The 19,653-nt window shown below is 65.6% G+C and carries 17 protein-coding genes; 2 read left to right on the top strand and 15 right to left on the bottom strand.

The window, feature by feature from the left end; all coding sequences use genetic code 11:
- Nucleotides 1-2: 2 nt before the first annotated feature.
- The 11 genes from WQQ_RS13380 to WQQ_RS13330 form a co-directional block, all read right to left on the bottom strand.
- The gene (locus tag WQQ_RS13380) at nt 3-3,077 is read right to left on the bottom strand and encodes a sensor domain-containing protein (RefSeq protein ID WP_007185739.1); all 3,075 of its coding nucleotides are present in this window, start codon (nt 3,075-3,077) and stop codon (nt 3-5) included.
- 71 nt (nt 3,078-3,148) lie between these two features.
- A complete protein-coding gene (locus WQQ_RS13375) occupies nt 3,149-3,436 on the bottom strand; it encodes a DUF3613 domain-containing protein (RefSeq protein WP_202800664.1) in 288 nt (95 codons plus the stop codon).
- Between the two features lie 90 nt (nt 3,437-3,526).
- Complete coding sequence (locus tag WQQ_RS13370; RefSeq protein ID WP_157534688.1) at nt 3,527-4,261, bottom strand: tetratricopeptide repeat protein; 735 nt, start codon at nt 4,259-4,261, stop codon at nt 3,527-3,529.
- A complete protein-coding gene (locus tag WQQ_RS13365; protein ID WP_007185736.1) occupies nt 4,258-5,202 on the bottom strand; it encodes a type II secretion system F family protein in 945 nt (314 codons plus the stop codon). Before WQQ_RS13365 ends, WQQ_RS13370 begins: the two co-directional genes overlap by 4 nt.
- Nucleotides 5,202-6,119, bottom strand: a complete 918-nt coding sequence (locus WQQ_RS13360; RefSeq protein WP_007185735.1) for a type II secretion system F family protein — start codon at nt 6,117-6,119, stop codon at nt 5,202-5,204. Before WQQ_RS13360 ends, WQQ_RS13365 begins: the two co-directional genes overlap by 1 nt.
- Nucleotides 6,116-7,342 carry a TadA family conjugal transfer-associated ATPase gene (locus WQQ_RS13355; RefSeq protein ID WP_007185734.1) on the bottom strand — a complete coding sequence of 409 codons (1,227 nt, stop codon included), beginning with the start codon at nt 7,340-7,342 and terminating at the stop codon, nt 6,116-6,118. The genes WQQ_RS13360 and WQQ_RS13355 overlap by 4 nt, the downstream gene beginning before the upstream one ends.
- A gap of 8 nt (nt 7,343-7,350) precedes the next feature.
- Nucleotides 7,351-8,547, bottom strand: a complete 1,197-nt coding sequence (locus WQQ_RS13350) for a CpaE/TadZ family protein (RefSeq protein WP_007185733.1) — start codon at nt 8,545-8,547, stop codon at nt 7,351-7,353.
- Between the two features lie 32 nt (nt 8,548-8,579).
- Entirely contained in the window at nt 8,580-9,989 is a 1,410-nt protein-coding gene (locus tag WQQ_RS13345) for a type II and III secretion system protein family protein (RefSeq protein WP_007185732.1), read from the bottom strand.
- A gap of 123 nt (nt 9,990-10,112) precedes the next feature.
- The gene (gene cpaB / locus WQQ_RS13340; RefSeq protein WP_157534687.1) at nt 10,113-11,084 is read right to left on the bottom strand and encodes a Flp pilus assembly protein CpaB; all 972 of its coding nucleotides are present in this window, start codon (nt 11,082-11,084) and stop codon (nt 10,113-10,115) included.
- 57 nt (nt 11,085-11,141) lie between these two features.
- Nucleotides 11,142-11,627, bottom strand: coding sequence for a TadE family protein (locus tag WQQ_RS23090; protein ID WP_050997689.1), 486 nt, complete (start codon nt 11,625-11,627; stop codon nt 11,142-11,144).
- A gap of 137 nt (nt 11,628-11,764) precedes the next feature.
- Nucleotides 11,765-11,944, bottom strand: coding sequence for a Flp family type IVb pilin (locus WQQ_RS13330; protein ID WP_007185729.1), 180 nt, complete (start codon nt 11,942-11,944; stop codon nt 11,765-11,767).
- A 150-nt stretch (nt 11,945-12,094) separates the two neighbouring features.
- On the opposite strand from WQQ_RS13330, the gene WQQ_RS13325 reads away from it, so the two are divergent.
- Nucleotides 12,095-12,934, top strand: coding sequence for a symmetrical bis(5'-nucleosyl)-tetraphosphatase (locus tag WQQ_RS13325; protein WP_007185728.1), 840 nt, complete (start codon nt 12,095-12,097; stop codon nt 12,932-12,934).
- Nucleotides 12,935-13,068: 134 nt separating this feature from the next.
- On the opposite strand, the gene WQQ_RS13320 is transcribed toward WQQ_RS13325, so the two are convergent.
- From WQQ_RS13320 to WQQ_RS13305, 4 genes are all read right to left on the bottom strand, one after another.
- Nucleotides 13,069-15,681 (bottom strand): efflux RND transporter permease subunit, encoded by a 2,613-nt coding sequence (locus WQQ_RS13320; RefSeq protein ID WP_007185727.1) that lies wholly within the window; start codon nt 15,679-15,681, stop codon nt 13,069-13,071.
- Nucleotides 15,682-15,696: 15 nt separating this feature from the next.
- Nucleotides 15,697-16,731, bottom strand: coding sequence for a YCF48-related protein (locus WQQ_RS13315; protein ID WP_157534686.1), 1,035 nt, complete (start codon nt 16,729-16,731; stop codon nt 15,697-15,699).
- Between the two features lie 189 nt (nt 16,732-16,920).
- Nucleotides 16,921-17,664, bottom strand: a complete 744-nt coding sequence (gene pgeF / locus WQQ_RS13310; RefSeq protein ID WP_007185725.1) for a peptidoglycan editing factor PgeF — start codon at nt 17,662-17,664, stop codon at nt 16,921-16,923.
- 12 nt (nt 17,665-17,676) lie between these two features.
- Nucleotides 17,677-18,945 carry a DEAD/DEAH box helicase gene (locus WQQ_RS13305; RefSeq protein WP_007185724.1) on the bottom strand — a complete coding sequence of 423 codons (1,269 nt, stop codon included), beginning with the start codon at nt 18,943-18,945 and terminating at the stop codon, nt 17,677-17,679.
- A gap of 323 nt (nt 18,946-19,268) precedes the next feature.
- Between WQQ_RS13305 and trxA the strand changes: the two genes are divergently transcribed.
- Nucleotides 19,269-19,604 carry a thioredoxin TrxA gene (gene trxA / locus WQQ_RS13300; RefSeq protein ID WP_007185722.1) on the top strand — a complete coding sequence of 112 codons (336 nt, stop codon included), beginning with the start codon at nt 19,269-19,271 and terminating at the stop codon, nt 19,602-19,604.
- Nucleotides 19,605-19,653 lie beyond the last annotated feature (49 nt).

The raw sequence follows: 19,653 nt of genomic DNA, 5'->3' as shown, positions 1-19,653 counted from the left end.
GGCTATCGATGCAGCGGCGGAACTTCGAACGCGTGTCCCGCGGCGCCGATCGACAATCCCGTCACCAGATCCCAGCGCTGCCCGAGCAGCTCGACGAAGGGCGCTCGATTGTCATCGCCGATATCGACGATGGCGAGCCTCAGCTCCTGCTCGCGCGCGAAGGCCGCCACCTCGATCAGGGACTCGGGCGTCTCCTGGCTGCCTCCATCGACGACGAGCAGCGCGAGCGGCGGTAGACCACCGCGGCGAATTCCGTCGATGATCGCCGGCGCGGTGTCGTGGATCGCCAGGCGCACGCCTTCCGAGCAAAGGCGATAGAGATTGTCCTGAGCCGAATGGCGCGCTTCGCGCAAGCCCGCCGCATCGGTGGCGATCACGAGTTTCTGCGCAGGCAGGCCGCAAGCGCGTAGCACTTCGATCACGCGGGCCCCGAACTCCGGATGCAGCCAATGCCACCCGGCGATCGGCACGATCACCTCGGTGCCGCGATCGATCATTGCGCGCGCCGCGAACACCGCCGCGCGCAGGCACCAGAGTTCGACATCGCCGACCTGGCCGGCGCGTCCCGCGCTTGCGATCGCCTCGGCCGGCTCGATGCGACCATGCTCCGGGTGGCTCCAGTAGAAGCCGGCGAGCAGCGCGGTGGAATCGTGCGGCGGCTCGAGCCGCTCCAGAGGCATCAGCAGGAGCCGGAATTGCCCGAGCGTGAGCCCCGTTTGCACATCGCGCTCCAGATCAAGGCGGCGACGACGCTCGGGCGAAACCTCGATGCGATTGAGCGTGCAGCGCCCGCGTCCGGACTGCTTGGATCGGTACATCGCCTGATCGGCGTGGCGCAGCAAGGTTTCGGCATCGCCTTCGTCGACCGGGCACAGCGTGACGCCGATGCTGAGCCGCACATCGAGCTCCAGGCCTTCGATCGACATCGGCCGATTGAACAGCTCGAGAATCTTGCGGCCGAGCGACAGCGCATCGTCTTCGAGACGCAGGCCCGGCGCGACGATCACGAACTCGTCGCCGCCCAGGCGCGCGACGGTATCGCTCGCCCGCAGCACGCGACGCAGGCGCTCGGCGATCTGGCGCAGCACTTCGTCGCCGGCCTGATGGCCATGCTGATCGTTGATCGCCTTGAAATGATCGACGTCCAGGTACAGGACACCGATCTGCCGGTTGCTGCGTCTGGACGCGAGAATCGCCTGGCCGAGCCGGTCGAGCAGCGTGACGCGGTTCGGCAGGCCCGTGAGTGCATCGTGATGCGCCATGTGATGCAGGCGCTGCTCCACCTGCTCGCGCTCGGTGATGTCGACCGCGATCGCCATGAACACCGGCGGCTCTTCCTCGCGCGAATAGTTGAGCCGCACTTCGACCGGATAGCGGCTGCCGTCCGCCCGCCGATGCAGGCAGCGATACGTAACGTGCTCGACCGTGCCTTCGCGCAGGCGGTCGAGATAGCCGTGCAGCGCCGCCGCGTCGAGTTGCTCGCTGATCACGAGCGGCGTCATGTGCGTCATCTCGCTCGGGTGATAGCCCAGGTTGCGCCGCGCTCCGCGATTCACCTCGACGAAGCGCAAGGTCTGCGCATCGAAGATGTAGACCTCGTCGGAGGCCGCGTCGAGCAGGCGGCCGAGGCGCTGCGACAGATTGTCGGAGCGCAGGCGCTCGGTGATGTCGCGCACGATCACGAGCAGGCCCTGGGCGTGCTCGATGGTGAGGTTCTGCACCACCAGCTCGACCGGAAACGTCGTCGCATCCTTGCGCCAGCCGACCACTTTCGGCAATCCAACCGCGCGTTCGGAGCCGATGTAGTCGGTCAATCTCACCGAGAGCGAATTCAGAAAGGGCACCGGCATGAGCTTGGAAACGCTGGCACCTTCGATGTCCTCCCAGACATAGCCGAACATGCGCAGCGCACGGGCGTTGGCGAAGCGGATCACACCGACCGGATCGGTCGTCAGCACGCCTTCGCTCAAGTGATCGAGCACGCCCTGCGTGAGCCGCGCCTGTCGGCGCCATTGATCGATACGCTTCTCGCGTTCGCTGATCTCCGAAAAGATCATCATCGCCCCGTCGGCCAGACCCGACGGCCGCTTGAGCGGCAGGGCCATCACTTCGATCGGGCTTTGCGTGCCGTCGCGCGCGCGCAGGCGCAGTTCGGTCGGCGGATACGGACGCTCGTCACGCATGCAGACTTCGGCCGGTGTGAGCATCGGCGAATAGCGTGCGTCGAGCGGATGAAACACCGAGTAGACGAGCCGCCCTTGCACGTCGGCCGAGCTCCATCCGGTCAACTGCTTCGCGGTGTCGTTGAGGTAGCGAATACAGGCTTCGTTGTCGACGACGATCAGCGCGCTGCCGAGCGCATCGAGCTGCGCACCGAGACGCTCGGGCATTTGCTCGTGCAGCTTGTCGTCGAGATCGACATGACTCGGCGCGAGCGGAACCTTGAGCTCGGGCGCGAGGCGCTCGGCCCATTGCGCCGGATTGATCAGCATGCGACGCCACGTGAAGATCGAGGCGATGCCGGCGACCGACGCGAACAAAAATGCGATCACGCCCGACCAGGCCAGGTGCAGAACCGCGCGGTCCTTGACCTGGCCGGCGACGCCCGGGGCGATCACATACAGGGCCTCGGCAAACGGCGCTTGCTCATCGCCCGCGAGCGCCGGATCGCCGAGTGGATTGCGCAGCGGCTGGTGTTGAAAGCGCCCGGTCCAGCGATAGGCCCAGAGCCGCAGCGATTGCGTCACCGCGAGCGGAGCTCCGGGCAGATGCCAGCGCTCGTAGCGACCGGCATATGCGAGCACCTCGCCGCGCGGCCCGGTGATCGCGATGTAGACGAGCCCGAGATCGTCGGCTTCGATCAGCGCTTCGAGCTGCGCCTGCAGCTCATCATTGCGACCGGCCGCGATCGCGGACGAGAGCGCCTCCTGGAATATGGGCTCGACCTGGGCGCGCTTCCGGGCGACCGCGAGGTCTTCGGCCATGCTGAGCTGCCAGAGCCCGAACACCGCCATGCAGGCGGCCGCCGCGCTGATCGCAAGCGAGGCCAGCCACCAGGGAGCGATACGTCTGGACATATCGCGGAGTATCTCTCAAAGCCGCGGCGCGCTGGCAGCGCTGCGGCCCTCGCCCGGTCTACGCCTGGGGACTACTGCCCGCCAGCACCGCTGCTGCCGCCGCTGTTCGAGAACTTCTCGCGATCGAAGCGCTCCGGAATCGGGTGCGAGAAGCTCTTCACGTAGCGCGAGTAGACCCGGTCGGCGACTTCGCCGGGCATCGGGCGCGGGGCACCGAGCGCAGCGTTGTTGCTGATCTGCAGGTCGACCAGGGCGCGCGTATCGCCACCGAACGCGGGCGCGCTCGCGTCGTCCTGCGCGAACGCAGTGCCCGAGGCGACCGAGGCCAGAGCCAGAATTGCGATCAAGTTCTTGTGCATCATGCTTCTCCAGCTCGGCTTGTCAGTTCGTACCACGAGTTTTTGTATCGACATGGGTATCGATGGCTTGTACCGCGATCCGCGTCAGACTTACGAAGCCTTCTTCGCAGCGGCGGCCTGCGGCGGCTGAACGGCGGGCCTGGGCGCCGATGTGGCGGCCAGGCTGCTCGCGCGCTTGCGCAGATCGGCCAGCGTTGTCGCATCGATGCGCGACTCGCGCACGATGCGCTGCACCGAGGCCTCGTCGCGCATGAGCATCATCAGGATGAGCAGATTGTTGCGGCTCTTGTCGTTGCCGGGTTCGAGCTCGACCGCGGTCGCGAGCTGCGGCAGGGCATCCGGATAGCGGCGCGCGAGCATCAGCGCGTAGCCGAGGTCGTTGCGCATCTCGACGTTGGTCGGCATGAGCCGCACCGCGCGCTGCAGGTACTCGAGCGAAACCGTCGGATTGCTGCGTGCCGCGATCAGGCCGAGACCGTGATAAGCCTGCGCCGAATAAGCCGTGTTGAGCAACGCCGTATACAGCTGCTGGGCCTGCGGATACTGGCCGAGCTTGCGCCGCGTATCGGCTTCGAGCAGGCGAAGCTGGTTATCGTTGCCCTGGCGCTGCAGGGTTTCGATGTGCGCGAGCGCGGCGTAGTTCTGGTCCTGATCGAGCATGCGCTGGATCAGGTCGAGATGAACCTGGCGATCGCGCGTCGGATCGGGAGTAGGCAGGTCCTGGCCGCTGTCGATGCGACGCTCGACTTGGCGCGTGCCGCCTGCGGCGCAGGCGCTCAGCGTCATCGCGAGCGCCAGGCAGCAGCACATGAGCGCCGATCTCATTTGGCCACGGCTCCGCCGAGTGCGCCCATCAGCGAGACATAGGCCGGTCCCGCGACGAAGATCAGCAGCGCCGGGAAGAAGAACAGCACCATGACCACGGTCATCTTGCCGGAGATCAGGTTGACCTTTTCGCGCAGCTCCATTTCGCGGCGATCTTCGATGACCTGCAAGGTATCGAGCAGCGGTTCCTTCACCTCACCGCCGTAGCGTTCGACCTGCCGCAGCAAAGACAGCACCGTGGTCAGATCCGGAACGTCGAGCGCATCAGCCGTGCGCGTGAGCACGTCGGAGATTTCGGCGCCCGCTTCGACCTGGCGCAGCACGAGTTCGATTTCCTTGCCGAGCTCGTTGAGCACGCCGCGCCCCTCGCGCACCATGCTCGCGAAAGCCTGACGCGTCGACAGGCCCGATTCGAACAGCAGCACGAGCACGTGGATGAACAGCGGCACTTCGGCGCTCATGCGCTTCTGCCGCGCCTCCGCGATGCGCGTACGAACGATTGAGGGCAGCAGCAGGCCGATGATCAGCGCCATCGCCCCGAGCAACACGAGCATCAGCGTAGCCTTGAGCTTGACCGGCAACAATGGAATCAGCAGGAAGAAGCCCCCGACGAACAGCAGGGGCGACAGAAACCACAGCGTGTAGAAGATCAGCCGGCTGCTCGCGCTGCGCCAGCCGGCGCGGATCATCAGCTTGTCGCTCGACACGCCATCGTTGTCGAGCGCGCGTTCTATCGCCTTGCCTTGGTGTGCGATGCCCTGCAGCAAGGGGTTGGTGGTGCTGTCGCCGAAATCGTTCGGCGTTTCGCTGCCCGGCTGCAGGCGACGCTGCAAGTGGCGGTTCTGGCTGGCGGCCAAAGCCCACCAGATCAGCGCGATGATGCACAAGCCGCCCATCATGATGGCCGCCGCGACCACGCCCGCGAAAATCGCCGGACTCATCAGCCGTTCTCCTGCGTGGACTTCATCATTCGCCAGATCACCAGTACGCCGGCCACCTGCAGGGCGGCGGCGAAAATCAGCGTGTAGGTACCGCTCGTGGTCGCCAGCATGTCGGCGTAGAAACCCCGGTTGCGCCAGAACAGGAACACCGACAGCCCCATCGGAATCGCGGCAAGCACCAGCGCCGAGAAGCGCGTCTCCGCCGTCAGCGCACGCAGCTCGCGCGCCGCGGACTCGCGCATGCGAATGGCCTGGATCAGGCTGCGGAACACGTTGCGCAAGGTGCCGCCGTAGCGACGATTGATGTTGGCGGCGAGCGCGATCACGCGCAGATCCTTGATCTGGTGAATGTCGGCGGCCTCGGCCAGCACGACGTCGACCGGTGCACCGAGACGCACCTGCCGGCTCACCGACAGGAACACCGAGCGCGAAGGCTCGATCGCTTCCTTGGCGGCGGAGCCCAGCGCTTCTTCGAGCGTGTTGCCCGCCGCGAGCACGCGGATCACCGCTTCGAGATAAGCCGGCAGCTGCGAGACGATCTTGGCTCGGCGGCGCGCCGCGAGCGTGCTGAGCACCACACTCACGATCATCGCGACGCCGAAGATGATGAGCAGTCCGCCGATCCAGTCCGCGGCGAGGATCGCGAGCGGCATCAGCGCGATCGCGATGACCATCATCAGCACGACCGACGACGGCCGGACGTCGAAACCCGAGCGCCACAGCAGGTGGCAGCCCCAACGCACGATCGCATTGTCGATCTTCTTGCGCTCGGCCTGCGCGGCGACGGCGATCGCCTCGTCGCCGGCGCGCAGGCGCATCTGCACGTCCTCGGCGCGCTCCTGGCGGTTCGCATAGAAAAACAGGCCGATCGCAATGCCCGCGGTGCAAAGCGACAGCAGGACCAGAATCCACGTCATGCAGCGCCCCTCCGCAAATCGAGATGCCGGCCGGCATCGAGGTCGTAACGGAACAGATCGCGAAAGCTCAGCTCATCGGCGCTCGCGCCGGTGAGCTCGGTGATCGACATCACGCGGCGCTCGCCGGTCGGCAGGCGGCTCACGTGGACCAGCAACTGGATCGCCGACATCACCTGGCCCTTGAACGTGTTCTCGCTGCCCGAGTAGCCGGCGAACCCGGCAAGCAGCTCAAGGCGGTGCAGCGCGTCCTTGGGTGCGTTGGCGTGCAGCGTGGTCATCGAGCCGTCGTGGCCGGTGTTCATCGCCTGCAGCATGTCGAGCACTTCGTCGCCGCGAACCTCGCCGACGATGATGCGATCGGGGCGCATGCGCAGCGCATTGCGGACCAGGTCGCGCGCGGTGACCGCGCGCTGGCCCTCGAGATTCGGCGGACGCGTTTCGAGCCGCACGACATGCTCGTGATGCAGCCGCAGCTCGGCCGCGTCTTCGACGGTGATGATGCGTTCGCCGGCCGGAATCCACTGCGACAGCAGATTCAGGAACGTGGTCTTGCCCGAGCCGGTGCCGCCGATGACGATGAGGTTCGTGCGGTTGTGCACGCGCTGCCGGAGGTATTCGACCTCGACCGCGGTGATGCTGCCGCGCTCGATGAGGTTGTCGGCCGACAACGCCTGCTTGCGGAACTTGCGGATCGACAGGCACGGCCCGTCGAGCGCGATCGGCGGCACGATGGCGTTGACGCGCGAACCATCGGCCAGGCGCGCATCGACCATCGGCGTCGACTCGTCGACGCGGCGACCGATCGGCGCGAGGATGCGCTGGATCACGCGAATGACGTGGCCGTCGTTGACGAAGCGCACCGGCGCCACCGACAGGCGGCCCTCGCGTTCGACGAAGACCTTGTTCGGGCCGTTGACGACGATGTCGTTGACGGTGTCGTCGTCGACCAACGACTGGATCGGTCCGAAGCCCATGAGCTCGTCGCGCGCATCCTGGGCCAGCGCATCGCTCTCGCGCTGGTTCACCGGCAAGCGCTGCTGCATCACGTACAGGCGCACCTGTTCGTTGACGAAGCGTTCGACGCGTATCGGCTCCCACTGGTCGATGTCGAGATTGCGCTCTTCGATCAGGCTGATCAGATGACGATGCAGCGCGCTCTTGAGCTGCTGGTATTGGTCCGTGAGCCGGAACCTCGCCATCGGATCGTTCGCGGGCGCGCTCATGTCGGCACTCAGCGGAACAGGCGACCGAGCAGGCCCTTGTTGGCGGGCTCGTCCGCAGGCGCGACCGGTGCGCCGGCGACCAGCGTCGCCGCGATCCGGCGCATCTCGGTCACGTAGCTGTCCTTGGGCGCGATCTTGAACAGCGACTCGCCCGCGTTCATCGCCTGGATGCGCGCCGACGCGTTCGCGCTCAGCGTCGCCTGCAGCGGAACCGCGAGCAGTTCGGCGAGGCTTTCGGGCTCCAGGCCCAGCCGGCTGCGGTAGTTGTCGATCACCAGCCCGAGATTGTCGAGCGGCGCGTCCTCCGACCGCAGCGCGCGCAGCAGATACTTGTTGTGGCGCGATTTGAGGATCGACTGGTCGGTGACGAGCAGGCTGCGCTCGGATTGCGCGAGCAGCCCGCGCAGCAGGCCGAGCGGCGCGAAGCCGTCGACCGAAAGCACCACGCAGGCGAACAGGCCGCGCAGCACGCCGACCAGGCGCAGCGCGGCGTCGGTGTCGATCTGCGGACGGCCGATGAACTCTTCGGGCAGGCTCAGGATGTACAGGCCGCTGTCGTGCTTCGGAAACGCGGTTTCGACGAGCGTCGCATCGCAGCGATGCACGTCGTTGAGCGCATCGAGAATGCCGTAGGTGGGCGAGAGATTGAGGAACACCGACGAGGCGCCCGCGGGTGTCGCGAGATCGAGCAGCAGCACGCGCTCCTTGAGCCGCAGCCGCTCCTGGCAGGCGTACGCGAGATGTTCGGCGAGAAACGCGATGCCGTCGTAGGGATGCGCCGACAGCACCGTGGCGAGCACGCCCTGCTTGCCACGCGCGGCCGGAGCCGGGGCGCTCGTGCGGCGCAGGATCTTGCCGATCAGCGCCGCGATGTTGGCCTCGTCGCGACGCAGCACGAAGAAATCACGCGCGCCCGCGCGCATCGCCGCGAGCACCAGCGCCGGGTTGTTGTCGACGCCGAGCCCGACGATGCTGATCTCGGGCATGCGCTCGGACACCGCCTCGACCATCGCCGCACGCGCATCGGCGTTGTCCGGATGAAACTCGATGAACAGCATTTCGGGCCGGCCGGCGAATTCGAGCCGGCTCAGCAGGTCTTCGGGATCGGTTGAGCGCACCAGCGAAAAATCAGCGGCCGAAACGGCGGTCTGCAGCCAGTTGGCGTAGACCGGGTCATCGGCAACGACTAGAGCCTGTGTCTTCACTTCTCGTCCGTGAATATGAGCGGTGAGTCAGCTTAGCGACCGAAGCCGTAGTCCGCAGGCTTGAAATCGCCCTTCTCTTCGAATACGAGGCGCCCATAGTCCGGCGTCGTGCTGTCGTAGGCCTGACCCGGCAGCGACGGCAACTTGGCCGCGCGCGCGAGCGGGCGCACCAGATGCGGGGTCACGATCATCACGAGTTCGCGATTGGTGCGATCGGTCGAGGCGCTCTTGAAGAAGGCGCCCAGGATCGGCACGTCTCCGAGCCACGGCACCTTGTCGACGTTCTGCACGAGGTTGCTGCTGACCAGGCCCGAGATCACGAAGCTCTCGCCGTCACCGAGTTCGACCGTGGTGTCGGTGCGGCGCACCGAGAGCGCCGGAACCGCCACGCCATTGAGCTGGATCGCCGCGGTGAAATCGAGATCGCTGACCTCGGGCGCCACCTTGAGCGCGATGCGGTCGCGCGAGAGCACGGTCGGCGTGAGGTTCACGCGCACGCCGAACTCCTTGTAGGTGATCGTGATCGCCCCGCTCGTGTTGCCGCCGCCCTGGGCGACCGGGATGGGAAATTCGCCGCCGGCCAGGAAGCTCGCGGTCTGGCCGCTCATCGCGGTCAGGCTCGGCTCGGCGAGCACGCGCGCCATGCCCTTGCCTTCGAGCACGCTCAGCACGCCGAGCAGGCCGTCGGCGGCGCTGCCGAAGACGAGGCTGAAGGCGTCCTGCAGCGGGACGAAGCCGGAGCCGCTGTTGAGCTGATAAGGCGCCGGGCTTGGTGAATTGAAGCCGCCGCCTCCCGACACACTACCGCCCTGGACGCCGGTCAGGCCGCCCGGGCCGGCGATGCCACCCGTGGTGTTGCCGACGTTCTTGAAGAAGTTGAAGCCATAGCGCTGGGCCACCGTGCGGTTGACCTCGGCGATCTTGATCTGCGTGAGCACCTGCGTATCGAGATCGACCACGCTGGTGTCGGGCGCCTGGTCCTTGCCGTTGGCGGCCGCGATCTGGGCGCGGCGATGGGCGGTCAGATTCGGCAGCTTGCCCTGCAGGCTGTAGCCCTTCTCGACCACGGCCTCGCGCAGCTCCGGATCGGTGGTCGCCGGCTGCACCGGATCCTTGATCGCGCCGACCCGGATGCGGTACTCGATCGGGTTCGGCCCGGTCCAGACCATCAGGCTGGTGATGCCGAGCTTCTTGCCGCTGACGAGCACTTCGCGCCCATTGATCACGTTGACGTCGGCAATCGCCGGGTCACCGACGGCGACGCGCTTGATGACCGCGCTCTCGCGCACCAGCGTGTGGGTGCCGGCCTCGACCTGCACCACGCGCTGCAGCGGAATATCGGCCGCCTGAGCCCCCTGCGTGCCGAGTACGAGCACCGCACCGAGCATCGAACCGAGCGCCGCACCGCGTGCGAACCGAGCCCATCCGTAGCCAAGCTTCATTCGAGCATTCACCGTTGTCCCCACCTTGTCCGATTGCAACGGCCCGGCTGCCCTGGTCCGTTCCGCGCCCGCATCGCAGGCGCCTGATGATGCATCCCTATTGCGTTCCCGCTGCGTCCGCGTTTACGGGCGGACCGACACCGTTTCGACCTTGTCCGCGCGGTACACCGGCACCTGCACCGGAGCGCTGCTGCGCTTGGACGGCGGCGGCTTGATGCGGGCGAGCTGCTCGAGCGAGAGCGCCTTGTCCGGCACCTTGTTCGATTCGATCGTCGCGAGCGTCTTGTCGTTGGCCGGCAGGCCACCGGCGACCACCGTCTCGGGCGCGGCGACGTCCTCGGTTCCGGGCGGACGCTGGCCGTACAGGGCCAGACGCAGCTCGCCCTGGCTCGCGCCGAGCATCAGGCGGGTGGTCTCGAGCTCCGGCACCGCAAGCACAGCGGTGCGGGTGCGGCGTGCGGCGCTCGAATTGTTGCGCGAGTTCGCCGAACTCGTGCCCTTCTTCTCGTCCTCGTTGAGGCCTTCGGGGCGCTCGACCAGGGCGTCGTCGTAGGCCAGCACGCGCACATTGCGCAGCAGCACGCGGGATTGCGGCTCCACGTCCTGGCCGTTGCGCAGGTAGAGCAGCACGTCGACGGTATCACCCGGACGGATGAAGCCGCCCACTGCGACGACGTCGTTGACTTCGACCGAGATCGCCTGATGTCCGGGCGGAATCGCGCGGGCCAGGATGTTGCCCTGGCCGAAGTAGCGCTTGGTCAGCGGAGCCCCGCCGTCGATGTCAATGATCGGCTGCTTGCCGATCACGTCGTTGACGTTGGCGTAGTAATCGGTCGGCGCCACCGCGAATTCGACCAGGGTGACGTCTTCCTTGGTGATCGGCTGGTACGCGGCGAGCGGCTTCAGCGCGGCCACCGCGAGCGTCTTCGGAATCGCCGGCTGGGCCGTCGTCCCGGCGGCGCCCGGCACCGCCTTGGCGGTCGCCGGCTGGTTGGTCTGAGCGTATTCGCGGCTCAGCCGGTAACCGGCAAAGGCCAGCGCGGCCGTCAGAATGACTGCAATGATCGCGACTACCTTGGCGGCAGAACTGCTCATCACCATACCCCTGTTGAGATCGTCTGAACGACCTTGATCGCCAACCCCTGGCTTTTATTAAGTGCCGGTGCCTGGCAGCACCGTCACGCCGGTACCGGAAATGGTAGCGGGCAGCGGCGGAATGGTACCGACTCCAGGCAGAGTCAGGACCGGAAAAATGGAAGTGATTGGAAAATTGATGCGGACCACGAGGGCTCGGCCACCGGTGTCCTGCAAGGGACAGCCAACTGCTCCACCACCGCCTTGATTGCAGAAATTGACCTGGACGCTCGAACCGTTGGCTCCGATCGACATTGCGCGCTGCTGTTCCGGCATCCAACCCAGGGCGCCGGCAACGGTGTTTCGAACGATGGTCGTGACGTTCCCGAAATAGCTGCTGGTACCGCCGCCGCTGTCCGCCAGGCTCGGATCGACCGAGACTGCGGACTCGGCGCCCTGCTGTGCGGCGTAGTTGATCGACTCGTACACGATGAAAGTGTACGAGTAGACCAAGATCGCATAACTAAGCGCGAACAGCAGAGGCAGCACCAGAGCGAACTCCATCGCTGCGGCACCGCTTTGCTTATGGGGGCGAACCTCCCTAACTGCGCAATCCTTTCGAAACACGTCCATCAGGAATCCCCACGCAGTCTGGAAGCTATAGCTGCGACGATGTCACAGCCGGCCCGCCCACATCTCTACTAGTTGCCACCACCGGTAACCGTGTCGCCCACGTTGTTGAACACGGAGCTAAGATCGGTAGCGAGTAGGCTCAAAGCAACGGCGATCACCAGCACGACGATGCCGGCGATCAGCGCGTATTCGATGGCAGTGGCGCCTTCCTGCTTGGCGCGAGAGACAGCTTTCAGATAGTGCTTCATGGTCGATTCCTTGTGTTCCCTGACCCCAGCGTCAGTGGAGTTACTATGCTGGCGGGTCCGTTCAGAATCAAAGCTGCCGAGCGCGTCATTTTGTACCGCTCGTCGGGCTCGATGTAATGCCTGTTATCTACTCCACCGGACAGACGGTTCATGTCGACTTTCGCCATCGGCGACCTGCAAGGCTGCAACGACGATTTCCTTGAGCTGCTGTCCCTGATCCACTTCGATGAAACGCGGGACCGGCTGCTGCTCGTGGGCGACCTCGTCAACCGCGGTCCCGCCTCGCTCGATACCCTGCGCACGGTCCGTTCGCTCGGAACAGCCTGCATTTCCGTGCTCGGCAATCACGATCTGCATCTGCTGGCCGCGGCGCAGGATCGCAGCCGGCTCAAGCCCGGCGACACGCTCGACGAGATCCTCGACGCGCCCGACGCCGACGCCTTGCTCGACTGGCTTGCCGAGCGCCCGCTGGCCTGGCGCGATCCGGACAGCGGCACGCTGCTGTTGCATGCGGGCGTGCCGCCTCAGTGGACGGCCGAGCAGACGCTCGCGCTCGCGCACGAAGCCGCCCAGGTACTGCGCGAATCGCGCGGCAAGGCTTTCTTCGAACAGATGTACGGTGACCGGCCCGATCGCTGGAGCGAGGATTTGCGCGGGGCCGAGCGCACGCGCTTCGTCATCAACTGCCTCACGCGCCTGCGTTACTGCACGCCGCACGGCCAGTTGCGCCTGCGCGACAAGGGACCGCCGGGCTCGCAATCGGCCGGCGCCCTGCCCTGGTTCGAAGCGCCCGGCCGCCGAACCGCCGGAACGCCGATCGTCTTCGGCCACTGGTCGGCGCTCGGCCGCGTCGAATGGCCCGAGCACCAGGTCTACGGTCTCGACACCGGCTGCGTCTGGGGCGGTCAGCTGACGGCGCTGAACCTTAATACGGGCGAACTCACGCACCTGCCCTGCGCCGGGCATCGCGCGCCGGGCGGCCGCGACTGAGGCGGCCGGGTCCGAAGCCCATTTTCGATCGGTGGCGCGGGGCCGTTCCGCAACGGCCCGCAGCGCGGCCCGGCGCTGACTCGCGACGCAAGGATCAAGCCCCCCCGCTGACGCGGGGGAGCTTCCACGCAGCGCTAGTGCTTCGAAACCAGCGTCGGCTTCTCGCCCGGCGCCAGTTCACGCTCCTTGAGCAGGAACGAGGCGATCGCCGGCAGCACCAGAATCGCGCCGAACATGTTCGCGGTGAACATGAAGACCAGCAGCAGGCCCATGTCGCGCTGGAACTGCAGGCCCGACCACAGCCAGGTCGCCACGCCGAGGCCCAGCGTGATGCCCGTGAAGATCACCGCCTTGCCGGTCATCTTGAGCGTCTTGTAGTAGGCCTCCTGCAGCTTGTAGCCGCCGGCCACCGCGTCCTTGAGCGTCGCGTAGACGTAAATGCCGTAGTCCACGCCGATGCCGACCGCGAGCGAGACGATCGGCAAGGTCGCCACCTTCATGCCGATGCCGGCGAGCGACATCACCGCGTAGGCCATCCACGACACCAGCGACAACGGCAGCAGGATCGACGCCAGGCTCTTCCACTCGAAGAACGACAGGTACACGCAGGCGACGATCGCGATGTAGACGTAAAGCAGCGTGAGCTTTTCGAGGCGATGCACTTCCTCGTTGGTCGCCGCCATCACGCCGACGTTGCCGGTGGCGAGCGCGAAGTTGACCGGACAGGCCTTGTCCATGCCGTCGAGCTTGGCTTGCGCATCCGAGACCTTGGTCGTAGCTTTCACGATCGCATCGTTCTTGGCCAGATCGTCGTCCGAGATACCGAGGCTGCGCGCCTTGATGCGCTCGGTGGTTTTCTGCAGATCGGTCCGCGCGACGCCGACATCGCGACGCGCTTCGAGCTTGGCATCGCAATACTTGTGGTCGACATCCTTGTTGGTGTCGAAGAAATCGGCCGCGTTTTCCTTGTTGAAGGCCTTCACCTCGTCGACGACGCGATTCACCGTCGTCGCCTTGTGATCGCGCATGAAGGTGAACACCGCCATCGCCGAACAGTTCGGACTCAGCAGGCCAGTCGAGGTCGGAATCGGCGTGATCGCCTGCGCCATCACGTATTGATTGCGCGGCAGCACCAGATATTTGGGGTTGGCTTCGGAGAACGCGGAGTTCACCAGCTTGGCGGCCTGCGGCAGCGACAGCGTCGACTGCACGCCCGGCAGGTTGTCGAGGCGCCAGGCGAAGCGATCGATCTGATCCATCACGTCGAACTTCACGCAGGCTTCCGGATCGGTCTCGGCAATGATCTTGAGGATGTCGACGCCGATGGCGAAGTTCTCGTTGACCGCACGGAAGTCCTGGTTGAAGCGCGAATCCGGCAGCAGCTCGGGTACGCCGGTCTGGCTGTCGCCGATCTGCAGGCCCTTGCCTTCCCACAGCGCCCAGCCGAACAGCACCGCCGAGATCAGGATCGCGGTCACCGCTGGCACCGGCTTGACCATGTTCGACAGCAGGCGCCACAGACCATCGAAGATCGAGTCGCGCTTCTCCTGCTTGGCCGCGAAGGCCTTCGGATCACCGACGCTGACCCAGGTGAGCCAGATCGGCATCATCACCTTGTTGGTGATGATGATCGCGGCCATGCCGAAGCAGGCGTTGATCGCCATCTCGCGAATGATGTCGATCGGGATCAGGTAAATCGTCGCAAAGCCGGCGACGTCGGTCAGAATCGCGAAAGTGCCGTAGATCGCCAGGCGGCGCCAGGTGAACAGCGAAGCATCGAAGGCATTGCGACCATTCTCGGCGATCTCACCGACCCAGGCGTTGACGTATTGCACGCCATGCGAAACAGACACCGCGAGAATCAGGAAGGGCACCAAAATCGCGAACGGATCGAGCCCGTAGCCGAACAGGCGCAGCAGGCCGAATTCCCAGATCACCGCGGTGATCGAACACACCAGCGGCAGCAGCGCGAGCTTGAAGCTGCCCAGATAGAGCCACAGCAGGACGAAGGTCATCACCAGCGTGATGATGAAGAAGATCACCACTTCTTCGGTGGCCTCGATGACGTCGCCGACCACCTTGGCGAAGCCGACGACATGCACCTTGATGTCGTCGTCCTCGTACTTCTGGCGAATCTCTTCGAGCTTTTTCGCCATCTGTCCGTAGTCGAGCTTCTCGCCGGTGACCGGATCGACTTCGAGCAGTTCGGCGAAGATCATTGCGCCGCGCTGATCGTTCGAGACGTAGCGGCCGATGTGTCCGCCCTTGGCGACGTTGCCGCGAATCAGGTCGAACATTTCCTGGTTCGGCTGATACTCGGCTGGAATCACGTTGCCGCCCTTGAATCCCCCTTCGACGACCTCGATGAAGCGCACGTCGGGCGTGAAGATCGACGACACGCGCGAGCGATCGACGCCCTTCAAAAAGAACACGTCGTCGGTAACGCTCTTCAGGCGCGTCAGGAACTTCTCGTTGTAGATGTCGCCGTCCTTCTGGATCAGCGCGATCAGCACCGTGTTCGCACCGCCGAAGTCGGCCTGATACTGCTTGAGTACCTGCATGTACGGGTGTTCGAGCGGAATCGACTTGTCGAAGCCGGCATCGCTGCGGATCATCGTCATCTGCCAGGCGAACAAGGCCGTCAGCACGAGCAGGATGCCCATCGACAGCGCACGCTTGGCGTAGATCAGCGGCTCGATCGCACGAAGAACCTTGTCGCTCACGCTCAGTTTGGAGTTGTCGCTCATGTGGGTTCGGGTTCTTTAGTTGAGCTGGCTGGCGATCAGATGCGGGCCGCGCTCGCCCGAGACGAGCACGCCATTCTTGAACTGCAGGCCACTGGTCAGCGAGAACGACAGCCCGGTCGCGATCGCTTCGGCCGTCTTCGCCGCCGGGTCGATCACGTACGCCGCCCCCGAAGAGCCGACCAGCAAGGCGCGGCCATCGGCGAGCAGGCTGCCACCGAAGAACGAGGCGATGGTGTTGGTTTCGAGCTTCTGCCAGTTGCCGAGCTTGACGTCGTCCGACACGTAGACGTTCCCGCGCAGGCCGAACACGATCGCGCCCTTTTCCTTATAGGGAAGCGAGCCGAAGAAAGTGCCTTCGTACGGCGAGGTCAGGCGCTTGAAGCTCGCGCGATCGGGTGTCGAAACACCGAGCATGCCGGTTTCGCCGGCGACGAGCAGGCTGCCGTCACCGAGCTTGGTGATGCTATGAAAGTAGAGTTCCTCTTCACGAACCGTCGGCGCCTCGATCTCGGCCCAGTTATCCCCGCCGTCGGTGGTGCCGTAGAACAGGCCGAAGGCGCCGACCGCGTAGCCGGTCTGCGCATCGACGAACAGCACGTCGAGGAAGGCTTGCTCCTTCTCGGGCTCGAAGTTCTGCAGATGCCAGGTCTTTCCGCCGTCAGTCGTGCGCAGAATCGTGGCGTCGTGCCCGACCGCCCAGCCGTTCTGTTCGTCGACGAAGGTCAACGCATTGAGCGTCGCGCGAACCGGCACCGCCACCTGAGCCCAGTCGACACCGTTATTGGAGACCAGGATGTGCCCGCGCTCGCCGACGGCGACCAGATGCTTGCCGGTATTGACGATGTCGAGTGCAGCACGCTGTGGAGCGCGCACGAGCAGCTCGGAGGGCCGCGGCTTGACCGGAGCGGCGGACGGCGCTGCCTCCTCACCGGAGGAGGCGCCGCCATCGGCGGCAGCGCCGCCGGAATCGTCCTGCGCCTGCAACAGCCCACTGTGCAGCCCCAGCGACAACGCGGCCGACGCGGCCAACGCCTTGAGCCTCGGACTCATCAACATCCCCTCTCAGGCACAGCTCCTGGACGGAGCTTAATTAGGATTCTGACGGCCCGAAGCGAAGGTCGGGCCGGCGGTGAGCGGCGAGCATAAGACTATTCGGGCACAGGGCCGATTGCCACAGAGACGCGACAATGCGTTTCCACGATCACCGGCGTCGCGGCAGCGTTGCGCCGCCGAGTCCGATCAGTCCTGCAACCAGATCAGGCTGGCCATGCGGCCACAACGGGCCTGGCGACGAAACGAGAAGAAGTGATCGGCTTCCGAGTACGTGCAGCGATCACCGCCGCTCACGCGCGCCACGCCCGCGCGATGCAGGATGGCGCGGGCCAGCGCATACAGATCGGCCAGATAGTGACCCGCGCGAGCCGAGCGCGCGAAGGCCGAATCGAGCGCCGCATCCCGATCGAGAAAACGCGCCCGCACTTCGGGGCCCACTTCGAAAGCGCCCGGTCCGATCGCGGGACCGAGCCAGGCCATGAGCTTTCGCGGCGCAGCCGGTAGTTGCGCGACGGTCGACTGCAGCACGCCATCGGCAAGGCCGCGCCAGCCCGCATGCGCGGCCGCCACGCATTGGCCATCGTCATCGCAGAACAGCACGGGCAGGCAATCGGCGGTCATGACCACGCAGACCGAACCGGCCTGGTCGGTCCACGACGCATCGGCCTTGCAGCCCGGCGAGACCGCTTCCGCAGGCAAGGCCAGCGTGCCGTGCACCTGGTCGAGCCAGGCCGGCTCGCCTGGCAGGTTCAGGGCTTTTCGCAGCAGGGCCCGGTTCGCCGCGACGGTGGCCGCATCGTCACCGACGTGCTGGGCCAGGTTCAGGCTCGCATAGGCTTCAGCGCTGACGCCGCCGGTGCGCAGCGTGCTGGCCGCGCGCACGCGCGGCGGCGCGCTCCAGTCCGGGCGAAGAAACTGCAACGAGTTCACCGCCGCAATCGATCAGCGACGACGGCCACCGCCGCCGGAACGGCGTGGGCCGCCACTCCCGGGTCGCCGCCCGCCGCCGTAGGACGAGGAACTGCGCTTCACGCGCACGAAATCCTTCGGCATCCATTCTTCCGGCGGCTGTTCGACCGGAATGCGGTTGCCGATGTATTTCTCGATCTCGGGCAGCGAATAGACATAGGTCTCGCAGCAGAGCGAGATCGCATCGCCGCTCTGGCCGGCGCGCGCGGTGCGGCCGATGCGGTGCACGTAGTCTTCGGCGTCCTGCGGCAGGTCGTAGTTGATGACGTGAGTGACCGCGGGAATGTGCAGGCCGCGCGCGGCCACGTCGGTGGCGACCAGAATCGGCAGCTTGCCTTCCTTGAACTCCTCGAGCAGCCGAAGGCGCTTGTTCTGCGGCACGTCGCCCGACAGCGTGCTGGCCTCGAAACCGTTGGCCTTGAGCGTGTTCTCCACCTCTTCGGCTCCGCGCTTGGTGTTGACGAACACCAGGCTGCGCACCGGCGCGTGATGGCGCAGCAGGCCGACGAGCAGCGGCAGCTTGTCGTCGTTGGCCACGTGCATGAGCACCTGACGCACGCGCTCGGCGGTGACTTGCTCGGGCTCGACCTCGACCTTGGTCGGCGTGTTCATGTGCTCGTAGGCGAGTTCGAGCACGCGGTGGCTCAGCGTCGCCGAGAACAGATAGTTCTTGCGCTGCGCCGGGGCCGGCATGCGACGGAACAGGTAGCGGATGTCGGCGATGAAGCCGAGATCGAACATGCGGTCCGCCTCGTCGAGCACCACCACTTCAATGTACTTGAGCGTGTAGACGTCCTGCTTGTAGTAGTCGATCAGGCGGCCCGGCGTGCCGATCAGGATGTCCACGCCATCGGCGATCGCCTGGCGCTGCGACTCATAGCCGGTGCCGCCGTAGCAGACCGCGAGCTTGAGCCCGGTGTCGGCCCCCAGGCCCACTGCGTCGGTATGGATCTGCACCGCGAGCTCACGCGTCGGCGCGAGGATGAAGGCACGCGGTTGCCCCTCGGGCCCGACACGCGGCTGCGTCAGCAGGCGCTGCATCGTCGCGAGCAGGAAGGCGGCCGACTTGCCGGTGCCGGTCTGCGCCTGGCCCGCGATGTCGGCGCCGGCCAAGGCCAGCGGCAAGGTCTGCGCCTGGATCGGCGTGCAGTAGTCGAAGCCGAGCTTGGCTAGGCTCGACAGCAGCAGCGGATGGAGATTCAACGAAGCGAAACTGGTATCGGACAGATGATTGGGCTGCATTATGGGCTGGCGCTTTTTCGTAGTCGGCGACCGGTGCGGCGAGGCGCCGCATCGTGCCGGTTGGGCGCCCTCGTCTCAGACTTGCAAGGCCGCCGGGAATGGGATCAAATAACGCATCCCCGCGCTGTGTTCACCGGCCATCAAGGCCTTGGCTTGCACAGTTCCGGTCGCGTTGCTTCCCCTGTCTTTTCGAATCATAACAATCGTCGTCTGTTCCTGCGCGGCGCCTGCACGGCGACCCGCTTGATCGATGCGTGATCGACCCCACTGTGTTGATTCCCGCAACGCATCCGGAACGCAGCTTCCGTCACGAGGTTATTGCCATGAGCGAACACATCTCCCCCGTCACCGACGCCTCCTTCGACAAGGACGTGCTCCAGTCCAGCGTTCCCGTGCTGGTCGATTTCTGGGCGGAGTGGTGCGGCCCCTGCCGCATGATCGCGCCGATCCTGGAGCAGGTCGCGGCCGAAAACGCGGGCAAGCTCAAGGTAGTCAAGCTCAATGTCGACGAAAACCCGGCCACGCCGCCCAAGTTCGGCATTCGCGGCATTCCGACGCTGATCCTGTTCAAGGACGGCAAGGCCGAAGCCACTCAGGTCGGCGCCGTGCACAAGGCCCAGCTCGCCGCCTTCGTCACTCCACATTTAAACGTCGCCTAAAACCTATCGCATGATGAAGCACCGCCGCCGCAGCTCGAAGGCTGCCCAA

It is taken from the genome of Hydrocarboniphaga effusa AP103 (genome assembly GCF_000271305.1).
Lineage (GTDB): Bacteria > Pseudomonadota > Gammaproteobacteria > Nevskiales > Nevskiaceae > Hydrocarboniphaga > Hydrocarboniphaga effusa.
This window is presented reverse-complemented; position numbering and strand designations above follow the sequence as displayed.